General features: G+C 71.8%; 18 protein-coding genes. 4 read left to right on the top strand and 14 right to left on the bottom strand.

What is annotated here, in order from left to right:
* Nucleotides 1-240: 240 nt before the first annotated feature.
* Complete coding sequence (locus ACH4DZ_RS29835; protein WP_398290481.1) at nt 241-1,335, top strand: MerR family transcriptional regulator; 1,095 nt, start codon at nt 241-243, stop codon at nt 1,333-1,335.
* A 117-nt stretch (nt 1,336-1,452) separates the two neighbouring features.
* On the opposite strand, the gene ACH4DZ_RS29830 is transcribed toward ACH4DZ_RS29835, so the two are convergent.
* Entirely contained in the window at nt 1,453-2,310 is an 858-nt protein-coding gene (locus ACH4DZ_RS29830) for an alpha/beta hydrolase (RefSeq protein ID WP_398290663.1), read from the bottom strand.
* A 688-nt stretch (nt 2,311-2,998) separates the two neighbouring features.
* On the opposite strand from ACH4DZ_RS29830, the gene ACH4DZ_RS29825 reads away from it, so the two are divergent.
* The 3 genes from ACH4DZ_RS29825 to ACH4DZ_RS29815 are packed head-to-tail and all read left to right on the top strand — an operon-like array spanning nt 2,999 to nt 4,188.
* Entirely contained in the window at nt 2,999-3,313 is a 315-nt protein-coding gene (locus ACH4DZ_RS29825) for a Scr1 family TA system antitoxin-like transcriptional regulator (protein WP_398290480.1), read from the top strand.
* Nucleotides 3,310-3,516: a DUF397 domain-containing protein gene (locus tag ACH4DZ_RS29820; protein WP_398290479.1), complete on the top strand. Its 207-nt coding sequence runs from the start codon at nt 3,310-3,312 to the stop codon at nt 3,514-3,516. Before ACH4DZ_RS29825 ends, ACH4DZ_RS29820 begins: the two co-directional genes overlap by 4 nt.
* Before the next feature lie 6 nt (nt 3,517-3,522).
* Nucleotides 3,523-4,188, top strand: a complete 666-nt coding sequence (locus ACH4DZ_RS29815; RefSeq protein ID WP_398290478.1) for a phosphatase PAP2 family protein — start codon at nt 3,523-3,525, stop codon at nt 4,186-4,188.
* Between the two features lie 85 nt (nt 4,189-4,273).
* On the opposite strand, the gene ACH4DZ_RS29810 is transcribed toward ACH4DZ_RS29815, so the two are convergent.
* From ACH4DZ_RS29810 to ACH4DZ_RS29750, 13 genes are read right to left on the bottom strand one after another with little or no spacing between them, the layout of a single operon-like run.
* Entirely contained in the window at nt 4,274-5,644 is a 1,371-nt protein-coding gene (locus ACH4DZ_RS29810; RefSeq protein WP_398290477.1) for a glutamate-1-semialdehyde 2,1-aminomutase, read from the bottom strand.
* A 7-nt stretch (nt 5,645-5,651) separates the two neighbouring features.
* A complete protein-coding gene (gene rfbC / locus ACH4DZ_RS29805) occupies nt 5,652-6,203 on the bottom strand; it encodes a dTDP-4-dehydrorhamnose 3,5-epimerase (protein ID WP_398290476.1) in 552 nt (183 codons plus the stop codon).
* Complete coding sequence (locus ACH4DZ_RS29800; RefSeq protein WP_398290475.1) at nt 6,200-7,441, bottom strand: polysaccharide pyruvyl transferase family protein; 1,242 nt, start codon at nt 7,439-7,441, stop codon at nt 6,200-6,202. The genes rfbC and ACH4DZ_RS29800 overlap by 4 nt, the downstream gene beginning before the upstream one ends.
* Nucleotides 7,442-7,473: 32 nt before the next feature.
* Nucleotides 7,474-8,421: a glycosyltransferase family 2 protein gene (locus ACH4DZ_RS29795; RefSeq protein ID WP_398290474.1), complete on the bottom strand. Its 948-nt coding sequence runs from the start codon at nt 8,419-8,421 to the stop codon at nt 7,474-7,476.
* Nucleotides 8,418-9,740: a hypothetical protein gene (locus tag ACH4DZ_RS29790; protein WP_398290473.1), complete on the bottom strand. Its 1,323-nt coding sequence runs from the start codon at nt 9,738-9,740 to the stop codon at nt 8,418-8,420. The genes ACH4DZ_RS29795 and ACH4DZ_RS29790 overlap by 4 nt, the downstream gene beginning before the upstream one ends.
* Nucleotides 9,741-9,745: 5 nt before the next feature.
* Complete coding sequence (locus ACH4DZ_RS29785) at nt 9,746-11,029, bottom strand: DUF4910 domain-containing protein (protein WP_398290472.1); 1,284 nt, start codon at nt 11,027-11,029, stop codon at nt 9,746-9,748.
* A complete protein-coding gene (locus ACH4DZ_RS29780) occupies nt 11,017-12,042 on the bottom strand; it encodes an NAD-dependent epimerase/dehydratase family protein (protein WP_398290471.1) in 1,026 nt (341 codons plus the stop codon). Before ACH4DZ_RS29780 ends, ACH4DZ_RS29785 begins: the two co-directional genes overlap by 13 nt.
* Nucleotides 12,043-12,045: 3 nt before the next feature.
* The gene (locus tag ACH4DZ_RS29775; RefSeq protein WP_398290470.1) at nt 12,046-12,723 is read right to left on the bottom strand and encodes a PIG-L deacetylase family protein; all 678 of its coding nucleotides are present in this window, start codon (nt 12,721-12,723) and stop codon (nt 12,046-12,048) included.
* A complete protein-coding gene (locus ACH4DZ_RS29770; protein ID WP_398290469.1) occupies nt 12,720-13,538 on the bottom strand; it encodes a glucose-1-phosphate cytidylyltransferase in 819 nt (272 codons plus the stop codon). Before ACH4DZ_RS29770 ends, ACH4DZ_RS29775 begins: the two co-directional genes overlap by 4 nt.
* Before the next feature lie 13 nt (nt 13,539-13,551).
* Nucleotides 13,552-14,787 carry a class I SAM-dependent methyltransferase gene (locus ACH4DZ_RS29765; protein WP_398290467.1) on the bottom strand — a complete coding sequence of 412 codons (1,236 nt, stop codon included), beginning with the start codon at nt 14,785-14,787 and terminating at the stop codon, nt 13,552-13,554.
* On the bottom strand, nt 14,784-16,058 hold the full coding sequence (locus ACH4DZ_RS29760; protein ID WP_398290662.1) for a glycosyltransferase: 1,275 nt from the start codon (nt 16,056-16,058) through the stop codon (nt 14,784-14,786). The genes ACH4DZ_RS29765 and ACH4DZ_RS29760 overlap by 4 nt, the downstream gene beginning before the upstream one ends.
* Before the next feature lie 8 nt (nt 16,059-16,066).
* Nucleotides 16,067-17,302: an O-antigen ligase domain-containing protein gene (locus ACH4DZ_RS29755; protein WP_398290466.1), complete on the bottom strand. Its 1,236-nt coding sequence runs from the start codon at nt 17,300-17,302 to the stop codon at nt 16,067-16,069.
* Between the two features lies 1 nt (nt 17,303).
* Nucleotides 17,304-18,827: a right-handed parallel beta-helix repeat-containing protein gene (locus ACH4DZ_RS29750; RefSeq protein ID WP_398290465.1), complete on the bottom strand. Its 1,524-nt coding sequence runs from the start codon at nt 18,825-18,827 to the stop codon at nt 17,304-17,306.

The following is an 18,827-nucleotide window of genomic DNA, read 5'->3' as shown; positions in this document are numbered from 1 at the left end:
GGGAGGGGCCGACTTCCGGACTCAGGGGCCGACCTCCGGGCTTCCCGGCTTCCCGGCTTCCGGCATGTTCAGCATCGCGCCGTGCCCCACGGCCCCTGTCCGCTCTCGCCCATGCCCGCTCGCGTCCCGGTTCCATGCCGAGAATGTGCTCGTGCGCGTCCGGGCCATACCAGCCCTTTACTGGGCCGGGTTGACCCTCGACCTAGTCGAGGGCCCAGGGTTTCGGGTGTGGAGAACGAGATGCGCAGTATCGGGGAGATGGCCCGGGACAGTGGGCTGAGCGTGAGCGCCCTGCGGTTCTACGACCGTGCCGGGGTGCTGGTTCCCGCCTGGGTGGACCCCGTCAGCGGCTATCGCTGGTACGAGCCCGGGCAGTTGGAGGAAGCCCGGTTGTTGGCCCGGTTGCGCCGGGCGGGCATGCCGTTGGCGGACATCCGGCTCGTGCTGGCCGGGTGGGCCGGCGCGGACCCCGATCTGGTGCGAAGTCTCCTTGAGGCCCACCTGCGCCGTCTCGAACTGGGGCTGTCCGACGCCCGCGGTGAGTTCTCCACGCTCCGTGCTCTGCTCGACCACCGGGAGAACCCCATGACCTCGCTCCGTACCCCCACCGCTGCCGCTGCCACTCGGGTGTCCGCGCCTCCGCTGGAGCTGGCCGCCGCGCTGGACACCGTCCGTTTCGCGGCCGGCTCCGATCCGGAACTGCCGATGCTCGCCGGTGTCCTGTTCGACGTCGAAGGTGACGAACTCCGGCTGGTGGCCACCGACCGCTATCGGATGGCCGTCGCACGAGCGCGCACCGCCGGGCACGACGGGCCCCGGACGCAGGTGATCGTGCCTCTTCCGCTCGCCGACGCGATGCGGGCGCTGCTGACCGGCGGCGAACGTGTCCAGCTCGCGGTGGACGGTGACCGCGTCACGCTGGAGGCCGGGGACCGGCAGGCGGCCGGGCACGTCATCGGCCATGAGTTCCCGGACTACCGTCGCCTCATCAACCTCCCGGCCGGTCGCCGGGTTCCCATCGATACGGCGGCCTTCCGCGCGGCGCTGGAGAACGGTCCGGTCCGTGCGAGTGAGGCCGCGGAGCCGGACGGCGCGTCCCGCGACCTCAGTGTGCTCAGGGTGGCGGAGGACGGAACCGTGGTCGTGTGCGACGACGGTGACGACGACCAGGGCGGCGTGGGCGTCGACCGTACGTTTCTGCTGCACGCGCTCGCCGCCGGGGCCCGGGACGAGCTGATCCTGGAGCTGGGCGCGCCCACGGCACCGCTCGTGATCCGCCGACCCGACGACGAGGGCTCCTTCTCGCTCCTGATGCCGGTTCGCCTGGAGAACTAGTCCTAGCGGAGGGCACGTACGGGGCGAGTACGGATCGTGTCCCCGGGTGCGCCCAGGTGCCCGGCACGGGCTGTCCGCCGGCCTGCTGGGCAGGGCGGCGGACAGGTCGTGAACGGCTCAGCCGGTGTGCGGGCAGTTGCCGCGGTACTCCTCGATGGTGGTGCTCGCCGCGGGCAGCGGGCACAGGAACTGTTCGTAGCGGGTGTCGTTGTCGATGAACCGCTTCAGCCAGGAAAGGCTGTACTTCGCGACCGTGGTGTTCGACGAGGTCGGGGCGGAGTGCGTGGCGCCGTTCAGCTCCAGGTACGCGCGGTTCAGAGCGGACGGCAGGCTGGTGTAGAAGGGCTCGGCGTGCGACGAGACCGGCGCGACCGTGTCACCGTCCGCTCCGACGATCAGGGTGGGCGTCTGGACCTCCGGCCAGGTCTTGTCCGTGTTCCACGGCGTGAGCGGGACCGCGGCCTGCAACGACGGCCGGTCCTTGGACGCTTCGAGCGAGCCGCCGCCGCCCATGGAGTGCCCCATGACGCCGAGCCGGGTGCTGTCGATCCGGGTACGGACGCTGCTGCTCCGGGTCAAGTAGTCCAGGGCTGCCAGCAGTTGGTCACCGCGGGCGGCGGGCTGGTCGAGGGTGCTGAGGGTGTCGATGGTGATCACGACGAAGCCCTGGGAGGCCAGTCTGGGGCCCAGCCACGACACCGCCGACTGCGAAGCGGTGAACCCGGGCGCGATGGCAACCGCTCCGAACGTACCGTCGCTGGTGCTGGTCGGGTAGTAGACCGTGCCACCACCGAAACCCGTCACGCTCGCCCTGGACACGGTCGTCTGCGAGACGGCGTACGAGCCTCGGGCGGCCTCGATGCTGGCGGTGGTGGGCGCTGGGCCGCGTTCGTACGGGTTGTCCGCGGCGTCCGCGACACCGGTGAAGGACGTGGTCAGACCGGCGAGTACGGCGGCCGTGGTCAGCAACGTCACGAGCCGGCCACGCGGTCGGCGAAGACGGGACGCGCGCTCCGCCCGCGCGGAGAAGCCGGAGCCCGGGGAGGTGGGTCTGGGTGTGGGGGATGCTTGCACGATCGGTCCTTTCACCAGGTTCCGTGGGTGACACGGGAGCGGTGACTCCGGTGGTGCGTGCCCTGCTCGTGGCCGGTCGAGCGTGCCGTGGCTGGTCGAGCCCCGGCTTGCCCGGCCCTGTCCGACGCGAGTCGCAGGACGTGGCGTCACGTCACGGAAGCAATGAGGTTGTCTCGGATGGCGCGTTGGGGCGGTGCACGATCCTGCGTGCGAAATGGATCCGAAGGACGACCTGCGACCGGGCCGTGGGGGCCCGTGCCGTCCGAAGCAGCAACACCATAGGGCTGCTCCGGCCCTACGGCATCGGTGACATCGCCGGTTTCACAGCACCAGTTCCTACCGTGGCGCACCGTGTTCGACGCCGGCTCGGCCGCGCGCCCGGGTGTTCGTACGGGAGTTGTACGGGCGTTGTACGGGTCCGGCGCGTGTCCCGGTTTCCGCGAGCCGCGTTGAACATCGACCGGTGAGGTGCGGAGTGGGATGGAAGGGCGTGGGCTGTGAGGACGGTACGGGACGTCGGGGACACGCGGACGGCGCGCACGGCGCGCACGGCGAAGCCGAAGGAGGAGGGGCCCGATCTGCCGGCGGCGTGGCGGTGGCCAACGCGGAGGTCATGCGCGGACAATGGCAGCACCTGCTTGAGGTGCGTACGTTGCGAAACGTGGAAGTACAGGTCATGCCTGCCGCGTGCGGGTTCCACCCTGGCCTGAACGGGCCGTTCGTGGTGTTGGAGACCAAGGAGCACCAGCACCTCGGTTACATCGAGTCCCAGGAAGTCGGATGCGTGGTGCACGACCCCGCAGTGGTCAGTGCCCTCGGCTTGCGGTATGGCAAGCTGCGGTCGCGGGCTCTGAACAGCGTCGAGTCTGCACGGCTCATCGAACGGCTGGTTGGAGAGGCATGAGCGTGGAGCAGGCATCCGAGAACGTGGACGGGCTGCGCTGGTTCAAGAGCAGCTACAGCGGTTCGGGGGGCGGCAACTGCGTGGAGGTGGCCGCCAGGCCGGACACCGTCCTCGTACGGGACTCGAAAGTCGCGGGTAGTGGGCCGGTGCTTCGGGTCGGCCGGGACCAGTGGGCGGCGTTCATAGCGCTTGCGGCGGAGTAGGCAGACGTGGCCTTGGACACCGATTCCCGCCCGGCGCCCCCCGTACTGCCCACGCCGCTGCGCACCTGCCTCGCGTCGGTCGCCGCCCTCGCCGCACTCGTGGTCGTCGCGCTCGGAGCCATGTACGCCGGTCACAGCGAACCCGGCACGGTGGACAGATGGTTCGTCGAACCGACCGCGGACAGCGTGCGGCAGCCGTGGCGGGGCGTCGCGCTCGCCGTCGACTTCCTCGGCGAGCCCGTCGGAGCGGCGGCGCTGATCCTGGTCGCCGTGGCGGGCTGTCTGCTGCGTCGGCGCACTCGCGCGGCCGTGTTCGTCGTGGCCGGCGTCGGTGTCACCGTGGTGACGGCCACGCTCCTCAAGTCCCTGGTGGGACGCACCATCCACGGCCCCGACAATCTGTCCTACCCGAGCGGGCACACCGCCTTCCTCACCGCGCTCGCGCTCATCGTGGCGCTGCTCGTCATCGGGCGGTCCGGCCTCGGCCGGGGGGTCGGCGCGCTGCTCGTGCTCGCCGCGGGCCTGGTGGCGGGCGCCACCATGGGCTGGGCGCAGGTCGCCCTGGGCGCGCACTACCCGACCGACGTCCTCGGCGGCTGGTGCACGGCGCTGGCGGTGGTACCGGCGACCGCGTGGCTGATCGACCGGGCGGCTGATCGACCGGGCGGCTGAGCGACCGGGCGGCTGAGCGACCGGGCGGCTGAGCGACCGGACGGCCGGCGCCGCTCAGCCGGAGCACCGCTGACGCCACCTCACCTCACGCCAGGCGGCGGAAGACCGGCTTCACCGGGCGTCCGCCCAGCCACGGGCCGGGGTCACCCGCGTCCAGCGCCTTCCGGTACACCGCGCAGGCCTGGGCCACCACGTCGACGGTGTACTCGATGTCGGCTTCGCTGAGCGCGCTGCTCACCACGAACGACGGGGCGAGCACCCCGCCCGCCAGGAGCCTGCGCAGGAACAGGGTGCGGTACTCCTGCGACGGCTGCCCGTTCTCGTCGAGCGTCGCGAAGACCAGGTTGCTGGCCCGGCCCCGTACGACGACGTGGTCGCCGACGCCCATACCGGCCGCGGCCTCGCGGACACCGGCGGCCAGCCGCTCACCGAGGGCGTGCAGCCGTGCCGTGATGCCCTCTTCGACGTAGGTGGCCTGCACGGCCATCGCCGCTGCCAGGGAGTGCGTCTCCGCTCCGTGCGTCGTGGACAGCAGGAACACCCGCTCTCCCGAGTGGCGCAGCCCGCCCCGCTCCATGAGGTCGCGGCGCCCGGCCAGCGCGGAGACGGCGAACCCGTTGCCCAGCGCCTTGCCGAACGTGGAGAGGTCGGGGACGACGCCGTACAGGCCCTGGGCGCCCGCCTCGGACCAGCGGAGACCGGTGATCATCTCGTCGAAGATCAGTACGCAGCCGTGCCGGTCGGCCAGTTCGCGCAGCCCGGCGAGGTATCCGGGCGGCGGTTCCGTGTGGGTGGCGGGTTCGAGGATCAGACAGGCGATGTCGTCCTGGTGCCGGGTGAGCAGTTCGTCCGTGGCCGCCAGGTCCCCGTACGGGAACGTCACCGTGAGGTCGGTGGTCGTCGCCGGGATGCCGGCCGGCATGGGGGTGGTGCCGATGAACCAGTCGTCGGTGGAGAAGAATGGGTGGTCGCCGCAGATGGCCACCCTCGGGCGTCCGGTGACCGCACGGGCGAGGCGTATCGCGGCGGTGGTGGCGTCGGAGCCGTTCTTCGCGAACTTCACCATCTCGGCGGTCGGCACGGTGGCCAGGAAGCGTTCCGCGGCCTGGACCTCCACGAGGGACGGCCGTACGAAGTTGCTGCCGCGGTCCAGTTCGCGGCGTACCGCCTCGATCACCCGCGGGTGGGCGTGGCCGAGGCTGACCGACCGCAGGCCGGAGCCGTACTCGATGTAGCGGTTGCCGTCGACGTCCCAGACGTGGGCCCCGCGACCGTGGTCGATGACCGGGGCCAGGTTCTCGGGGTACTGGTCGTCGCCCTTGGCGTACGTGTGCGCGCCCCCGGGGATCAGGGCGTGCAGCCGCTCGTTGGCCAGCCGCGACCGCGGCAGGGTGAATTCCTGACCGGCTTCGGTGGCTTCGGTGGCTTCGGTGGCTTCGGTGTCTTCGGTGTCCACGCCTGCTTCAGCTCTCTCTCTGCTTCAGGACCTCGGCGAGGCTCGGCGCCTCCCGGTCCCGCTGGGACATCGATACGGCGGGCAGCGGCCAGGGAACGGCCAGCTCCGGGTCGTCGAAGGCGATCGTCACGTCCTCGGCCGGATCGTGCGGGCGGTCGATGCGGTACGAGGTGTCGGCGGTCTCGGTCAGCGCCTGGAAACCGTGCGCGCAGCCCGCCGGGATGTAGAGGGTCTTCTGCGTCTCACCCGACAGCTCGAACCAAGCCACCTCGCGGTACGTCGGCGAGTCCTGCCGCAGGTCCACGACGACGTCGAAGATCTTCCCGTACGAGCACCGCACGAGCTTGGCCTCCCCCGCTCCGGAGCGCAGGTGCAGGCCGCGCAGGACGCCCCGGACCGAGCGGGACACGCTGTCCTGGATGAAGGCGTTCGGGTCCAGGCCCACCGAGCGGACCACGTCGGCGTCGAAGGTGCGGCAGAAGAAGCCGCGTTCGTCGGCGTACGGCGTCGGCTCGAACAGGTACGCGCCGGCGATCGCCGGGACTTCGGTCGCTTTCATGAGGCCTTCCGCAGGGCGTGCGCAGGGTGGGCGGCCGGGAACAGGGCCGAGGTCAACGCGGTGAACTGGTCGTCGAGTTGGCGGGCGGCGATCAGGTTGCGCTCGGTGAGGGTCCGCCGGACCTCCGGCGATCTCCGCTCCAGCTCCCGGAACTGCCGCATAAGCCGGTCGGCGTCGACCTCCCGGGCCGGGTGGCAGTACGCGTCGAGACCCATCCGGGCCATCAGCGCCTCGCTCTTCGCCGCGTAACTGAGGGCGAGCGTCGGTGTGCCGACCTTCAGCGCGCAGATCAGGTTGTGGTAGCGGGTCGCCACGACGGTGTCGGCCGCCGCCATCTCCTTCATCAGGTCGGCGAGCGAGGACGCCTCGGAGGCGGTGACCAGCGGTGAGCGCACCGCGTCGAGGATCGCGGCGACCACCGACGCGTCGCACTGGTCGCCGGTGAGCAGCCGGACCGGCCTGCCGTCCTCGACCAGCGCGCGGACGAACCGGGTGGTCCCGTCGAGGTAGCGGCGGTGGATCTCCTCGGCGCGGGCACGGTCGTCGTTGCCGCCGTGGAAGTCCATGACACCGACGCAGACCGGACCCGGGGAGCCCGCCGCCTGTTCCGAGGACGCGTTCGCCGGCGGTGTCGGCAGGGCGAACGCCAGGTCCGGGTAGACCTCGTCGTGCGCGGTGTCCACGCCCATGTCCCGCAGCGCGTCCCGCGAGAGGGTGTCCCGGTACGACCGGTACGCGGCCAGCCGCGCCGACCAGCGCACCAGAGCCCGGGTCGGCCGGTCACCGATCGCGGCGGCGCCGACGCCGACCAGCGCGACCCGCGTGCCGAACAGCCGGCCGCTCGCGCAGAGCAGGAACAGCGAGTACGGGAAGCCCCACGGCCGCAGTGGCAGTGTGGCCTCCAGGACGCCCATGCCCGGCACGATCACCACGTCGTGCCGGCGCACCCAGGCGGCGGTGCGGAAGACGTCGACGAGTTTGCCGAGGCCCTTTCCCGCGATCGCCCCCAGGCGTGACGCGGTCCGGTACTCCCCCCGGTACCAGTGCAGCCGGGTCGCGGGGATCCGGTACCGGGCCTCGACGACCTCGGGTCCGCCGCACAGCGCGTCCACGGCCGCGTCCGGGTGCCGGGTGCGGAGGTATCCGAGCACGGCCTCCAGCGACCCGTCGTTGCCGAGGTTGCCGGAGCCGAGCAGGCCGAACACCCCGACGCGCACCGGGGTTTCACCCCCAGGCACCCCAGGCACCCCAGGCACCTCGGTTCCGGACGTCATGCCTGCCTGCCCTCGCGGCCGGCGACGACGGCGTCCACGGAGACGGTGAGCCGGCCCGGGTCGACCGGGGCGCGGTCCTCGACCCGCTCGCCGGCGCCCGGCCGGGCCCGGCTGGTCATCCAGGAGGCAAGGTGGCGGTAGCAGGCGCGCCGGTCGGCCGTGGACAGCGGGGCCCGCCGGATCGCCGAGGCGAAGCCCCAGACGTACTCGGCGAGCAGCCGCGGTGTCGGGTGCAGGAGGCCTGCCCGGCGCGGGTCGAGGTTGACGCAGCGGGAGCGCTTGGAGGGGTTCGCCCGCTCGGCGCGGGTGGGGTGGTCGCGGCGGAAGTACAGCAGCTCCGGCACCTGGTGGAAGGGGCCGTGCAGGGTGATCTCCGCGACGAACGTGCGGTCGGCGTGGTGGTAGCTGTCGTGCGGCTTCACCCGGCGCAGCATGTCGGCCCGCATCACGCCGTAGAAGTCGTCGCCTCCTGGTTCGAACAGCAGGCTGCGGAAGCGCTCCGGCGCGTGCGGCGAGTCGGTGGCCAGCCCGTACTCGTACGGGACTTTGACCTTGCCGTCGCCGTCGATGACGGCCTGGCCGCTGTGCGCGAGGACCACGTCGGGCCGCTCGTCCAGGGTCTCGACGCAGGCCCTCAGCAGGTCGCGGGCGTACAGGTCGTCGTGCGAGGCCCATTTGAACAGTTCGCCGCGGCACTCGGTGAACACGTAGTTGTGGTTCGGGGCCGCGCCGATGTTCCGGGGCAGCCGGATGTAGCGGATGCGCGAGTCCCGCGCGGCGTACGCGCGGCAGATGTCCTGGGTCCCGTCGGCCGAGGCGTTGTCGGAGACGACCAGCTCGAAGTCCTCGTACGTCTGGCCGAGCAGGGCGTCGAACGACTCGGCGAGGTACTCCTCGCCGTTGTAGACGGGCAGGCCGATGCTCAGCCTGGGTTGGGCGGTCATGGGGTCCTCACTTCGGGGATGGGATGGTGGCCGCGCTCGCGCAGCGCGGACCGCAGTTGGAACCACCAGACGGCCGAGGCGCAGACGGTCGCGGCGGCGACGCCCCAGGCCGAGCCGACCGTGCCGGCCAGGGCGGCCCCGCCGAGGCCGCCGCCCACGTAGCAGGCGGAGGCGAACAGTTGGCAGCGCAGGCTGCGGCCGGCCGCGGCGAGTGCGCGCAGCCCGGCCGCCGCGCCGCTGCCGAGGCCGGCGCCCGCGACGCCGAGCGTGGCCGGCACGATGAGCTGCGAGGCGGAGTCCCAGACGCCGCCGAGCACGAACTCGCCCGCCCTGTCCGGCATCAGCAGGAGTGCCGCGCCCCAGAGCAGCGCGGCGACGGCCTGGCCGCCGCCGAGGAGGAGGCAGAACCTGGCCAGTCGGTGCGGGGCCCGCCGCAGTACACGGGCCGCCTCCGCGACGGTGACCAGGGAAAGCCCCATCAGCAGCGCGAGGAACGGGCCGAGGAGCAGCTCGGCGCCCCGGACCGCGCCCACCGCGCCGACGCCGACGATCGCACCGAGCCCGTACGCCCGCAGTTGGCCGGCGCCGCTGAGGCTGACGTTCTCGACCAGGTACCGGTAGCCGAGATCGCGCTGTTCGCGCAGCCAGCCGCGCGCCCGGGTCAAGCGGGGCCGGATGCCGGACTGGAAGCAGCCGTACCCGGCGGCGACCGCGGCGGAGGCGCCCCAGGCGAGGACGAAGGCGGCCACGGTGTCCACGCGGGCCGCGATCACCATGGCCGGGATGAGCGCGACGCCCCACACGAGGTCGTTGAAGAATGCCTTGCGTCCGGCTCCCGCGGCGAAGAACGCGAACCGCCAGGCGTCCTGCAGGAGCAGCGCGGGCAGGGCGAGGCCGAGGCAGGCGAACGCGGGTCCCACGCGCCCGCCGAGACCGAGCCCGACCAGCAGACACACCGCGCCGAGGACGGTGCCCACGCCGAGTGCGGCGCCCGACGACCGGGCCGCCGCCGAGCGCCAGGACGCCTCCGGTACGCCGCTGAAGCGCACCACGAGCGGATCGGTGGCCAGCCCGCGGGCGACGTTGAGCACCACGCCGTAGGTCAGCCAGGCCAGGCTGAACACGCCGAACGCGGTCAGCCCCAGCGAGCGTGCCACGTAGATGCCCACCGCGAAGTTGGTCATGCTGGAGGCGGCCTGGTCGGCCAGTCCCCAGGACAGCCGGCCGACGATCCCCCGCCGGGCGGACCGGTCGGCGGACCGGCGGGCGTCCGCTGCCCGGTCCGCCGGTGTCGGCGTCCTGTCCCCCTCGGTGGCCATCGGCGTCATGCCTTGATCAGCCCGGCGCCGTGCAGGGCGTCGGCGGCGACGGCGACGGTGTCGAAGGGCAGCCCGGCCCGTTCGCTGACGTCCAGCAGACTGTGCTCGCCGTCGGAGAGGCTGAGCACCCAGAGCATGGCCAGCTGGGCCTGCTTGGCGTCGCTGCGGCCACCGAGCGAGTCGTACAACCCTCGCCTTCCCAGCTGTGGTTCGCCGTAGGGGCTGAGGTTGACGTAGCTCCGGTTGCGGTCGAGCACGGCGAAGGCCTCGCGGCAGACGGCGAGGGTGTCCTCCATCGCCTCCGGGGAGACGAAGTCCGGGTTGTCCGCCGAGGTGTGGTACTCGGGGTAGCCGGCGTACGGGGTCCGGCTGAGCGAGCCCACTCCGAGGTTGAACCCGGGTGAGCAGTACTGCCGCTCGTCGTAGCCGTACGGGGTGAACTCGTTGATCCGGTGCGGGCGTTCGGAGGCGGCCAGCACATGCTGCAGCACGCGGTCGATCTCCGCGTCGCCGCGCCTGCTCTGCTTGTAGTTCAACTGGCCCGAGTCGCCGGCGCAGGCCAGCACCAGCCCGTGCTTGATCTGCTCGATCCGTTCGGCGTTGCGGGCCAGCCAGGTGATCGCCCCGACGGTGCCGGGCGCGAAGATGAACCGATAGGTGTAGTACGGCGTCGTCTTGGCCAGTGCCCGGGCCAGGAAGGCCGCCACCGCGACGCCGGCCAGGTTGTCGTTGGCCAGCGACGGATGGCAGACGTGGCAGGAGACGATCACCTCGTCGGAGACCTGCCCGGGGACGACGTGCTCGGCGTAGGTGAGGTGTCCGTCGGCGAGGGTGGAGTCGACGCACACCTCGTACTCGCCGTCCGGCAGCCCGTCCAGGGTCTCCTGGGCCAGGCAGAAGCCCCACTTCGGCTCGTAGTAACTCGTGCGGTACGGGACCCAGGTCGGCCGGTCCGGCAGGGTGTGGAGGTGTTCGCGCAGCTCGGACAGCGGCATGGTCTTCGCCACCGGCACGCTGTAGCCGAGTACGTGCAGGCTGGACGCGGCGAAGTCGACGACCCGGTTGCCCGCGCTGTCGGCTATGTAGGCGTCCCGGATGTTCCACTCCTGCGGGACCGTCCAGTCGAGCACCTGCGTCCCGGTCGGCACCTCGTGCACCCGCAGCGGAACGTACTCGTCGACGATCTCCAGGGTGGCGCGCACCCCGTCGCCGGTGATGCTCCGGCAGAGCGGGTACAGCCGCTCCACCAGCGCGTGCATCTGTTCGCCGGGCGTGGTCATCGGCGCCACCGCAGGGTGTCGTCGACGGAGCCGGCCTCGGAGGCCGCGCGCAGCACGGCGAGGCGGGTGAAGCGCCGCTCGAAGTCCTCCTTGGTCAGCCCGTGTTTCCGGTAGGCGTCGGCGAGTTCGTGGGCGCCCTGCTTCACCGTCCACTCGCAGTCGAAGCCGGGGATCGCGGCACGGAACCGGGAGAAGTCCACCCGGTACGAGCGCGGGTCGGCGCCGTTCTCACCGGTGATCCGCACCTTCGAGCCGGCGACCGCCTCGGCGACCTGTTCGGCGATCTCGGCGACCGTGACGTTGTTGACCTCGCTGCCGATGTTGAACGCCCGGTCGTGCACGGCCTCCCTGGGCGCGCTCAGCGCGGCCGTGAAGGCCCGTGCGATGTCTGCGGCGTGCACCAGCGGGCGCCAGGGTGTGCCGTCCGAGAGCACCAGCACCTCGCCGGACAGGAGCGCGTGGCCCACCAGGTTGTTCAGCACGATGTCGGCGCGCAGCCGGGGCGAGTAGCCGAAGGCGGTGGCGTTGCGCATGAACACGGGGCTGAAGTCGTCGTCGGCGAGCGCGTGCAGGTCGTCCTCCACCCGCACCTTCGACTCCGCGTACGGCGTCACGGGGCGCAGCGGGGCGTCCTCGGCCACGAGTTCACCGCCGCCGGCCGCGCCGTAGACCGAGCAGGTGGACGCGTACAGGAAGCGCCGCACCCCGGCTTCGCGGGCCAGCCGGGCCAGTCGTACGGAGGCGTGGTGGTTGATGTCGTAGGTGAGGTCGGGCGCCAGCGATCCCAGCGGGTCGTTGGAGAGCGCGGCCAGGTGGATCACGGCGTCCACCCCGGCCACGTGGTCGGCCGTGATGTCGCGCAGGTCCACCCGGTGCCCCTGCGGGTCGTCGGGCCGCGGGCCGAGGACGCAGTCGGCGAACAGGCCGGCGTCCAGGCCGACGACCTCGTGTCCGGCGGAGCTGAGGACCGGGGCCATCACGGTGCCCAGGTAGCCCTGGTGTCCGGTCAGCAGTACGCGCAAGGTTCATTCCCCCAGTGGTGAAGTGCCCAGGTCACAAGTGCCCAGGTCGAGCGTGAGTTTGTGGACGGCGAACGCCTCGGCGTAGCGCGCGTGGCATTCGATGCCGCGGATGCGTGCGAGGCCGAGGAAGGCCTCCCGGTCGTACCAGGGCCGGTGCCGCTGCGAGGGGTAGTGCTCCTGCAGCAGCCGCACCTTCTGTTCGGCGGTGTCCGGTGTCAGCGGCTGGTACGCCGCCATCCGGCCGAGGTCGCCGTCCCATTTGACGATCTCGTAGCCGAGTACGAGGTGGTCGCGGAACGCGGTGGGCAGCAGTCGCGCCAGGCCGCGGTGGTCCTGGTGCGCGTCGTCGGTGCGCGGGGCGAGGACCAGGTCCGGGTCGGTGCGCGCGCGCAGCTCCTCGACGGCGGCCTTGGCCTCCTCCCACTGCGCCGGCAGCCGGCCGTCGGCCAGTTTGAGCACGGTCAGCCGCAGGTCGGCGCCGGGGCAGAAGGCGGCGAGCGCGGCCTGCTCCTCCTGCTCGCGCTCGCTGCCGCCGCCGGTGAGCACCAGGGCGTCGACGCGGAGGCCGGGCCGGGCGAGGCACATCGTCAGCAGGGTGCCGCCGGCGCCGATGGCGATGTCGTCGCAGTGCGCGCCCACCGCGACGATCCGGTCCAGACGTCCGGACCCGAGCCCGATCACGCGGTCCCCGCCGTGACGCCGGCTCTGTCCGCGGTCACGCCGTCCCGCTCCCACACGGCCCACGGGCGGTCGCCCCGGGCGTAGGCCTCGTCGAGCGCGGCCTTCTCCTTGACGGTGTCGGTCGGCTTCCAGAAGCCGCGGTGCTGGTGCGCCACCAGCCTTCCCTGCTTGGCCAGTTGGGCGCATCCGTCGGCGACCAGGTCGCCGCCCGCCGGGATGTGGTCGAAGATCTCCTGGCGGAGCACGAAGTAGCCGCCGTTCTCCCACAGCGGCATGTCGCTCACCGCGGTGATGCCTCCGACCAGGCCGTCCTCGCCGAGGTCCACGCAGTGGAACGAGGACTGCGGAGGCACCACCATCATCGACGCGCCGGCGTCGCGACGGGCGAACTGGTCGATCATCTGGGGCAGCGGGGCGTCGGTGAGCACGTCGGCGTAGTTGGCGAGGAACATCTCGTCGCCGTCGAGGTGGTGCCGTACCCGGCGCAGCCGCTCCCCGATCGGGGACTCGATGCCGGTCTGCGCGAACGTGATCGTCCAGTCGGCTATGTCGGTGGACAGCAGCTCGGTGCGTCCTCCCCGCAGCACGAAGTCGTTGGACGTCGTCTCCTCGTAGTTGAGGAAGAAGTTCTTGATGTGGTGCGCCCCGTAGCCGAGGCACAGGATGAACTCCGTGTGCCCGAAGTACGCGTAGTAGCGCATGACGTGCCAGATCAGCGGTCGGGGGCCGACCATCGCCATCGGCTTGGGCGTGTCGTCGGAGGCTCCGTCGCGCATGCGCAGTCCGTAACCGCCGCAGAACAGAACAACCTTCATGCTGCGATCTCCTTCACGACGCGTCCTCGACGATGCTGAGTTCCGGAATGGGAAAGACCAGCCGGCCGCCCCACTCGTGCACGTAGGACAACTGCTCGACCAGCTCGGTGCGCAGGTTCCACGGCAGGACGAGGACGTAGTCCGGTTTGTCGGCGGCTATCTGCTCGGGCGCCAGGATCGGGATGCGGGTGCCCGGGGTGAACCTGCCGTGCTTGTAGGGGTTGCGGTCGACGGTGTACGCGAGCAGGTCGGGCCGGATGCCGCAGTGGTTGAGCAGGGTGTTGCCCTTGCCGGGGGCGCCGTAGCCGACGACCGTCTCGCCGCGCTCGGCCGCCTCGATGAGGAACTTCAGGAGGTCCCGGCGGACCTTGGCGACCCGCGCGGAGAACTCGGTGTATCCGGACAGCTCCTGGAGCCCGGCGGCCTTCTCCCGGTCCAGTACCTCGGCCACCCGACGGGACGGCTCGCCCGCCACCTCGGCGGGCCGGGCCAGCAGCCGGATGGAGCCGCCGTGCGTGGGCAGCAACTCGACGTCCACGAGCGTGAGTCCGCCACTGGCCAGCGCCCGGGCCGCGGACGCGACCGTGTAGTACTGGAAGTGCTCGTGGTAGATCGTGTCGTACTGGTTCTCCTCGATGAGGGTCAGCAGGTGCTGCACCTCGATGGAGACCCAGCCGTCGTCGGCGACCAGGGCGCGCAGTCCCTGGGTGAAGCCGACCACGTCGGGGATGTGCGCGTACACGTTGTTGGCGACGACCAGGTTCGCCGGGCCGTGCTCGGCGCGGACGGCGGCGCCGGTCCGCGGGGACAGGAACTCCGTGAGCGTGGGCACCCCCGCGTCCCGGGCCGCGGCCCCGACGTTCACCGACGGCTCGATGCCCAGGCAGCGGATCCCCCGGTCCACCACGTGCTTGAGCAGGTATCCGTCGTTGCTCGCGACCTCGACCACGAAGGCGTCGGGGCCGAGCCCCACCCGCTGCACGGCGTCGGCGACGAACGTCCGCGCGTGCTCCACCCAGGAGGTCGAGTACGAGGAGAAGTACGCGTACTCCTTGAACGTGTCCTCCGGCGTGATCAGCGGAGGGATCTGCGCGAGCCAGCAGTCGGTGCAGACCCGCAGGTGCAGCGGGTACGCCGGCTCGGGTTCGTCCAGTCGGTCCGCGGCGAGAAAGCTCTCGCACGGCGGGGTCGCTCCCAGGTCGACGACGCTTTCCAGCGCCGCCGAGCCGCAGAGTCGGCATCGTGTCATCTACTGCCCCCATCCCGCTCGCGCCGGTGTCCCCGCCGCGAGCCAGTGATTCCGTCACGTATCGGCGGCGGGCCGTCCCCGCCGCCGGACCGACCCGCGATCGCGGTGCGGTACCCCTCCACCAGGCGTTCGAGGCCGACGGCCGGGCTGAAGCCCTGCTCGTACCGGCGCCGGGCCGCCCGGCCCATCTCCTGGTTGCGCTCCTGCCCGGCCGTGATCCGGCGCAGGCAGGAGGCGAGCGAGGCGGGCTCGCCCGGCTGGTGCAGCAGCCCGCTCACCCCGTCCTCGACGAGTTCGACGAAGGCTCCGTGACCGGCGGCCACGGTCGGCACCCCCGCCGCCATGGCCTCCACGGCCACCAGGCCGAACGCCTCCAGCCAGGTCGAGGGGGCCACCACGGCGACCGACCGCGCGATGGCTTGCCGGCACTGGGCGGGGTCGTACAGGCCTACGTGGCGCACGTCGTCCCGGTCCGCCGCCCAGGCACTCACCTCGGCCTCCAGCGGTCCCGTACCGGCGATCACGAGCGGTACGCCCACCCCGCCGCTCGCGGCGATCTCGTCCCACGCGGCCATCAGCAGCCGTACGCCCTTGGCCTCCGCGAGGCGGCCGAGGTAGAGCAGGTGCTCGCCGGGGCCCGAGCGGCGGACGTCCGGTTCGGGCACGAAGTTGTGCTTCACCGCGAGCCGTTCGGCGGGCATGCCGGACCGCACCAGGACGTCGCGCTGTGCGGCGGAGATGCAGAAGAACCGCTCCACGCCGGACCACCACCGCCGCCGGTTGACCGACAGGCTGACCGCGAGCGGCACCGTCGCCAGCCGGGAGCCGCGGTAGCAGCCGTGCCGCACGGCGGGCAGCGGCGAAGAGCCGACGCACTCGGTGCACGGCCGGCCGTCCCGCTGGAGCGTGCCGGGCGGGCAGACCTGGGTGTAGTTGTGCAGCGTGGCGACGGCGGGCACGCCCGCGTCGGCGCAGGCGGCGAGCACCGCGGGCGACAGCAGCGGGAAGACGTTGTGGATGTGCACCACGTCCGGCCGCTCGGTGCGGAGCCGGTCGGCCAGCTCCGAGCGGACCGCCGGGTTCCACGGCACGAGCAGCGGCAGCGCGGCCTTGCCCAGCAGGGACCGGGCGGCGATGTCGTCGCTGCGCCGCTCGAACAGGCCGACCCGGTGGCCGGCCGCACGCAGCAGCTCCACCTCCTGGTCCACGACCTTGTTCTCCCCGCTCGGCTGTGCCGAGTTGTAGCGGTTGTGCACCACGAGGACGTGCATGTTCGAGGTCACCTCCCCTCCTTGGCCCAGCTCGGGACATGTCGTCTGGGGACTGCGGGCTGCAACGGGGGCGGGGGCGGGGCGGGTACCGCCAGCAGCGAGGCGGCCAGGGCCAGATGGAGCAGATACGGCGAGGCGTCGCCGAGGCCCGCCTCGGTGTACGACGCGATGGCGCAGTAGCTGATCAGGAAAATCGCGCAGGCCCTCGGCAGCGAGGGGGGCCGCAGCAGCGCGACCCCGCCCAGCACGACGAAGACGGCCGCCACGAGGGTGACGCCGATCCAGCCCTGCTCGTGGTAGACGGCCAGCCAGCTGTTGTCGATCGGCAGCCCGCCGAACGACTTGTCGCCCAGGCCCATCCCGAACAGTTTCTCCCCGGCCGTCCGGGGCGCCGCCAGCAGGGCGTCCCAGACCTTGGCCCGGCCGGTGAGGCTGGTGAGGTTCTCCTCGCTCTGTCCGCGCAGGAACCAGGCCCGCAGCGCGGAGGCGAATCCCACCGCGGCCACCACGGCGACGAGCACCGCCCAGGTGAAGAAGCGGCGGGCGGCGGCGCTGGTCAGGACGAGCGAGCCGATCGCCAGCACCAGCCCGATGAGCATGCCGATGGTGGCCGTCCGGGTGTGGGTCAGCGCGAGCAGGACGAGCGAGGGCACGATGACGACCGTCGCGCTGGTCCGGTCGGCCCGGCGGCCCAGTACGAGCAGCACGGTGAGCCCGATGATCACCGCCGCGTACTGTCCGATCTGCGGCGGGGTGAGCGGCCACAGCGCGCCGACCAGCCGCCCGCCGTACAGCTCGGGCATGGCCGCGCCCGGTGAGACGACCAGCCCGGCGGCGACCGACCCGAGCACCGCGAAGTACATCCGGATGTGGTGCCGTACGAACGTCAGGTCGCCGTCCCACCAGCGGCTGAGCAGCCACAGCGTGCCGACGAAGAGGGCCAGCCGGGCGCAGCGGAACAACGCGCCCAGCCCCGACTCCAGTTGGAGGCTGGAGATCAGGCTCGGCACCAGCAGCAGGGTGAGCAGGAGCACGAAGGCGCTGGCCCGGATGCGCAGCCGGAGATTGAGCGCGAGCGCCAGCGTGAACGCGGCGACCAGCGCGCCCATGGTGACCAGCTGGATGAGCGAGCGCGGCAGCGGGACGATGGTCTTCGCCCCGGCGGAGCCCAGCGTGTTGAGGATCAGCAGTCCCCAGACGACGCCGACGAGCTTCGGTGTGCCGCTCCGCAGGTCCTCGGTCATCTCAGCCACCGGCCCGCGGGTCGAGGGTGCTGCCGCTGTCCTGCCGGTAGGGCGTGCCCTGCCACTGGCCGAAGTCGAGCACCCGGCTGGGGTCGTGGGCGACGAACTGCCAGGGTCCGACGTACACGTTGTCGTGCCAGCGGTTGTGCTGCTTGCGGACGATCGCCTCGGCCACCCGCTCGCCCTTGTACGGCGACCACTTCGGATAGGTGCCGTAGTTGGAGAGCACCGCCATGCGGTCGCACTTCGCCGTGCACTTGACGACGGACTTGTCCAGCGTGAAGCGGTTGTCGTGGATGTCCACGCGCTGGGTCTTCCACCGGCAGTCGCCGTAGAGCGGCGCTCGGGCGATCGCCGGCCGCACGCAGCGGTCGGTGTCCGGCGTCAGCAACGTGCAGTCGCCGGACGAGGTGTTGGCGGGGCTGTTGCAGAACCGGTCGGCGTTCTCCCACAGGGTGATGCCGGACCAGTTGTTCTCCAGGACGTTCCCGTAGATCTCGATCTTGTCCGTGCGGGCGCGGACCCGGGGTTCGCCGCCGGACTCGGAGAGGTAGACGGTCGCGAAGGGGAAGCTGTCGCCGCGCTCGGCGTACCGGCGGCCCTCGACCCAGTTGTTCCGCCGGATCGTGTTCTTGCGGATGACCGCGTTGTAGCTGGTCTCGTACATCAGCGCGGCGCCGTCGTTGTCCTCAAGCACATTGTTCTCGATACGGAAGTCGTTGTTGTTGGTGTCCGCCCACAGTCCGGCGCCGCGGTTGTCGTGCACCCAGTTGCCTCGGATGTCGGCGCCGTCGACGGCCCAGAACTTGACGCCTCCGGTGCAGCCGCAGCCCTCCCGCCGCCGCTCCCAGTCGCCGGTGTTGTTGCCCGTGATCTCGTTGCCCTCGATGACCAGGTCCTTGAGGGGGCCGCCGGCCTTGTACGCGTTCATGCCGTACTGGCCGTTGGCGCGCAGACAGCTGGCGCGGACCTGCTGGCGGGCGCCGGCCATCAGCCCGGCGCCGGAGTTGCGCTGGACCGTGGCGTGCTCGATCACCCATCCGTCGGCCGAGTCGTGGTTGACCACGCCCTCGTCGTGCGGCGCGACGAAGTTCTGCACGGTCAGATGGCTGATGGTGACGTCACGGGCGCTGCCGCCGAACGCGTACTGGTTGGTCTTGCGGCCGTCGAGGACCGCGCCCGGCGCGCCGAGGTAGCGGTCTCCCTTCTTGGGGATGACCTGGGCGTAGCGGTTCGCTTCGAGCCTGTGCGTTCCCGGCTTGAGCCAGAACGTGGTGTTCGGAGGGCTGCTCTTGGTCTTGGTGGCCAGGTCACCGGTCTTCGCGGGGTCGACCGTCACCGCGCCCTCCGGTGCCTTCGCCGGTCCGGCCGCGGGCTTGGCGCACACCCCGGCCACGGACCGGGCGCCGGATGTGGACGGCGCGGCGGTCGGCTTCGACGGGGGGCCCGGCGTGCTCACGCACCCGGTCGCCAGCAGAGCCAGCGCCGCCACCGGCAACGCCCGCTTGCGCCACTTGAATCGCAC

Origin of the sequence: Streptomyces sp. NPDC017991 (genome assembly GCF_044328075.1) — a bacterium.
GTDB lineage: Bacteria > Actinomycetota > Actinomycetes > Streptomycetales > Streptomycetaceae > Streptomyces.
The sequence above is the reverse complement of the archived record's forward strand: the minus strand, read 5'-3'. Positions and strand labels throughout refer to the sequence as shown.

What these genes read in the sequence shown, in the direction of transcription:
- ACH4DZ_RS29795 (WP_398290474.1), bottom strand. Translation starts at nt 8,421, where the DNA reads ATGACCGCCCAACCCAGGCTGAGCATCGGCCTGCCCGTCTACAACGGC.
- ACH4DZ_RS29765 (WP_398290467.1), bottom strand. Translation starts at nt 14,787, where the DNA reads ATGACACGATGCCGACTCTGCGGCTCGGCGGCGCTGGAAAGCGTCGTC.
- ACH4DZ_RS29790 (WP_398290473.1), bottom strand. Translation starts at nt 9,740, where the DNA reads ATGGCCACCGAGGGGGACAGGACGCCGACACCGGCGGACCGGGCAGCG.
- ACH4DZ_RS29755 (WP_398290466.1), bottom strand. Translation starts at nt 17,302, where the DNA reads ATGACCGAGGACCTGCGGAGCGGCACACCGAAGCTCGTCGGCGTCGTC.
- ACH4DZ_RS29760 (WP_398290662.1), bottom strand. Translation starts at nt 16,058, where the DNA reads ATGCACGTCCTCGTGGTGCACAACCGCTACAACTCGGCACAGCCGAGC.
- ACH4DZ_RS29835 (WP_398290481.1), top strand. Translation starts at nt 241, where the DNA reads ATGCGCAGTATCGGGGAGATGGCCCGGGACAGTGGGCTGAGCGTGAGC.
- rfbC (WP_398290476.1), bottom strand. Translation starts at nt 6,203, where the DNA reads ATGAAAGCGACCGAAGTCCCGGCGATCGCCGGCGCGTACCTGTTCGAG.
- ACH4DZ_RS29770 (WP_398290469.1), bottom strand. Translation starts at nt 13,538, where the DNA reads ATGAAGGTTGTTCTGTTCTGCGGCGGTTACGGACTGCGCATGCGCGAC.
- ACH4DZ_RS29820 (WP_398290479.1), top strand. Translation starts at nt 3,310, where the DNA reads ATGAGCGTGGAGCAGGCATCCGAGAACGTGGACGGGCTGCGCTGGTTC.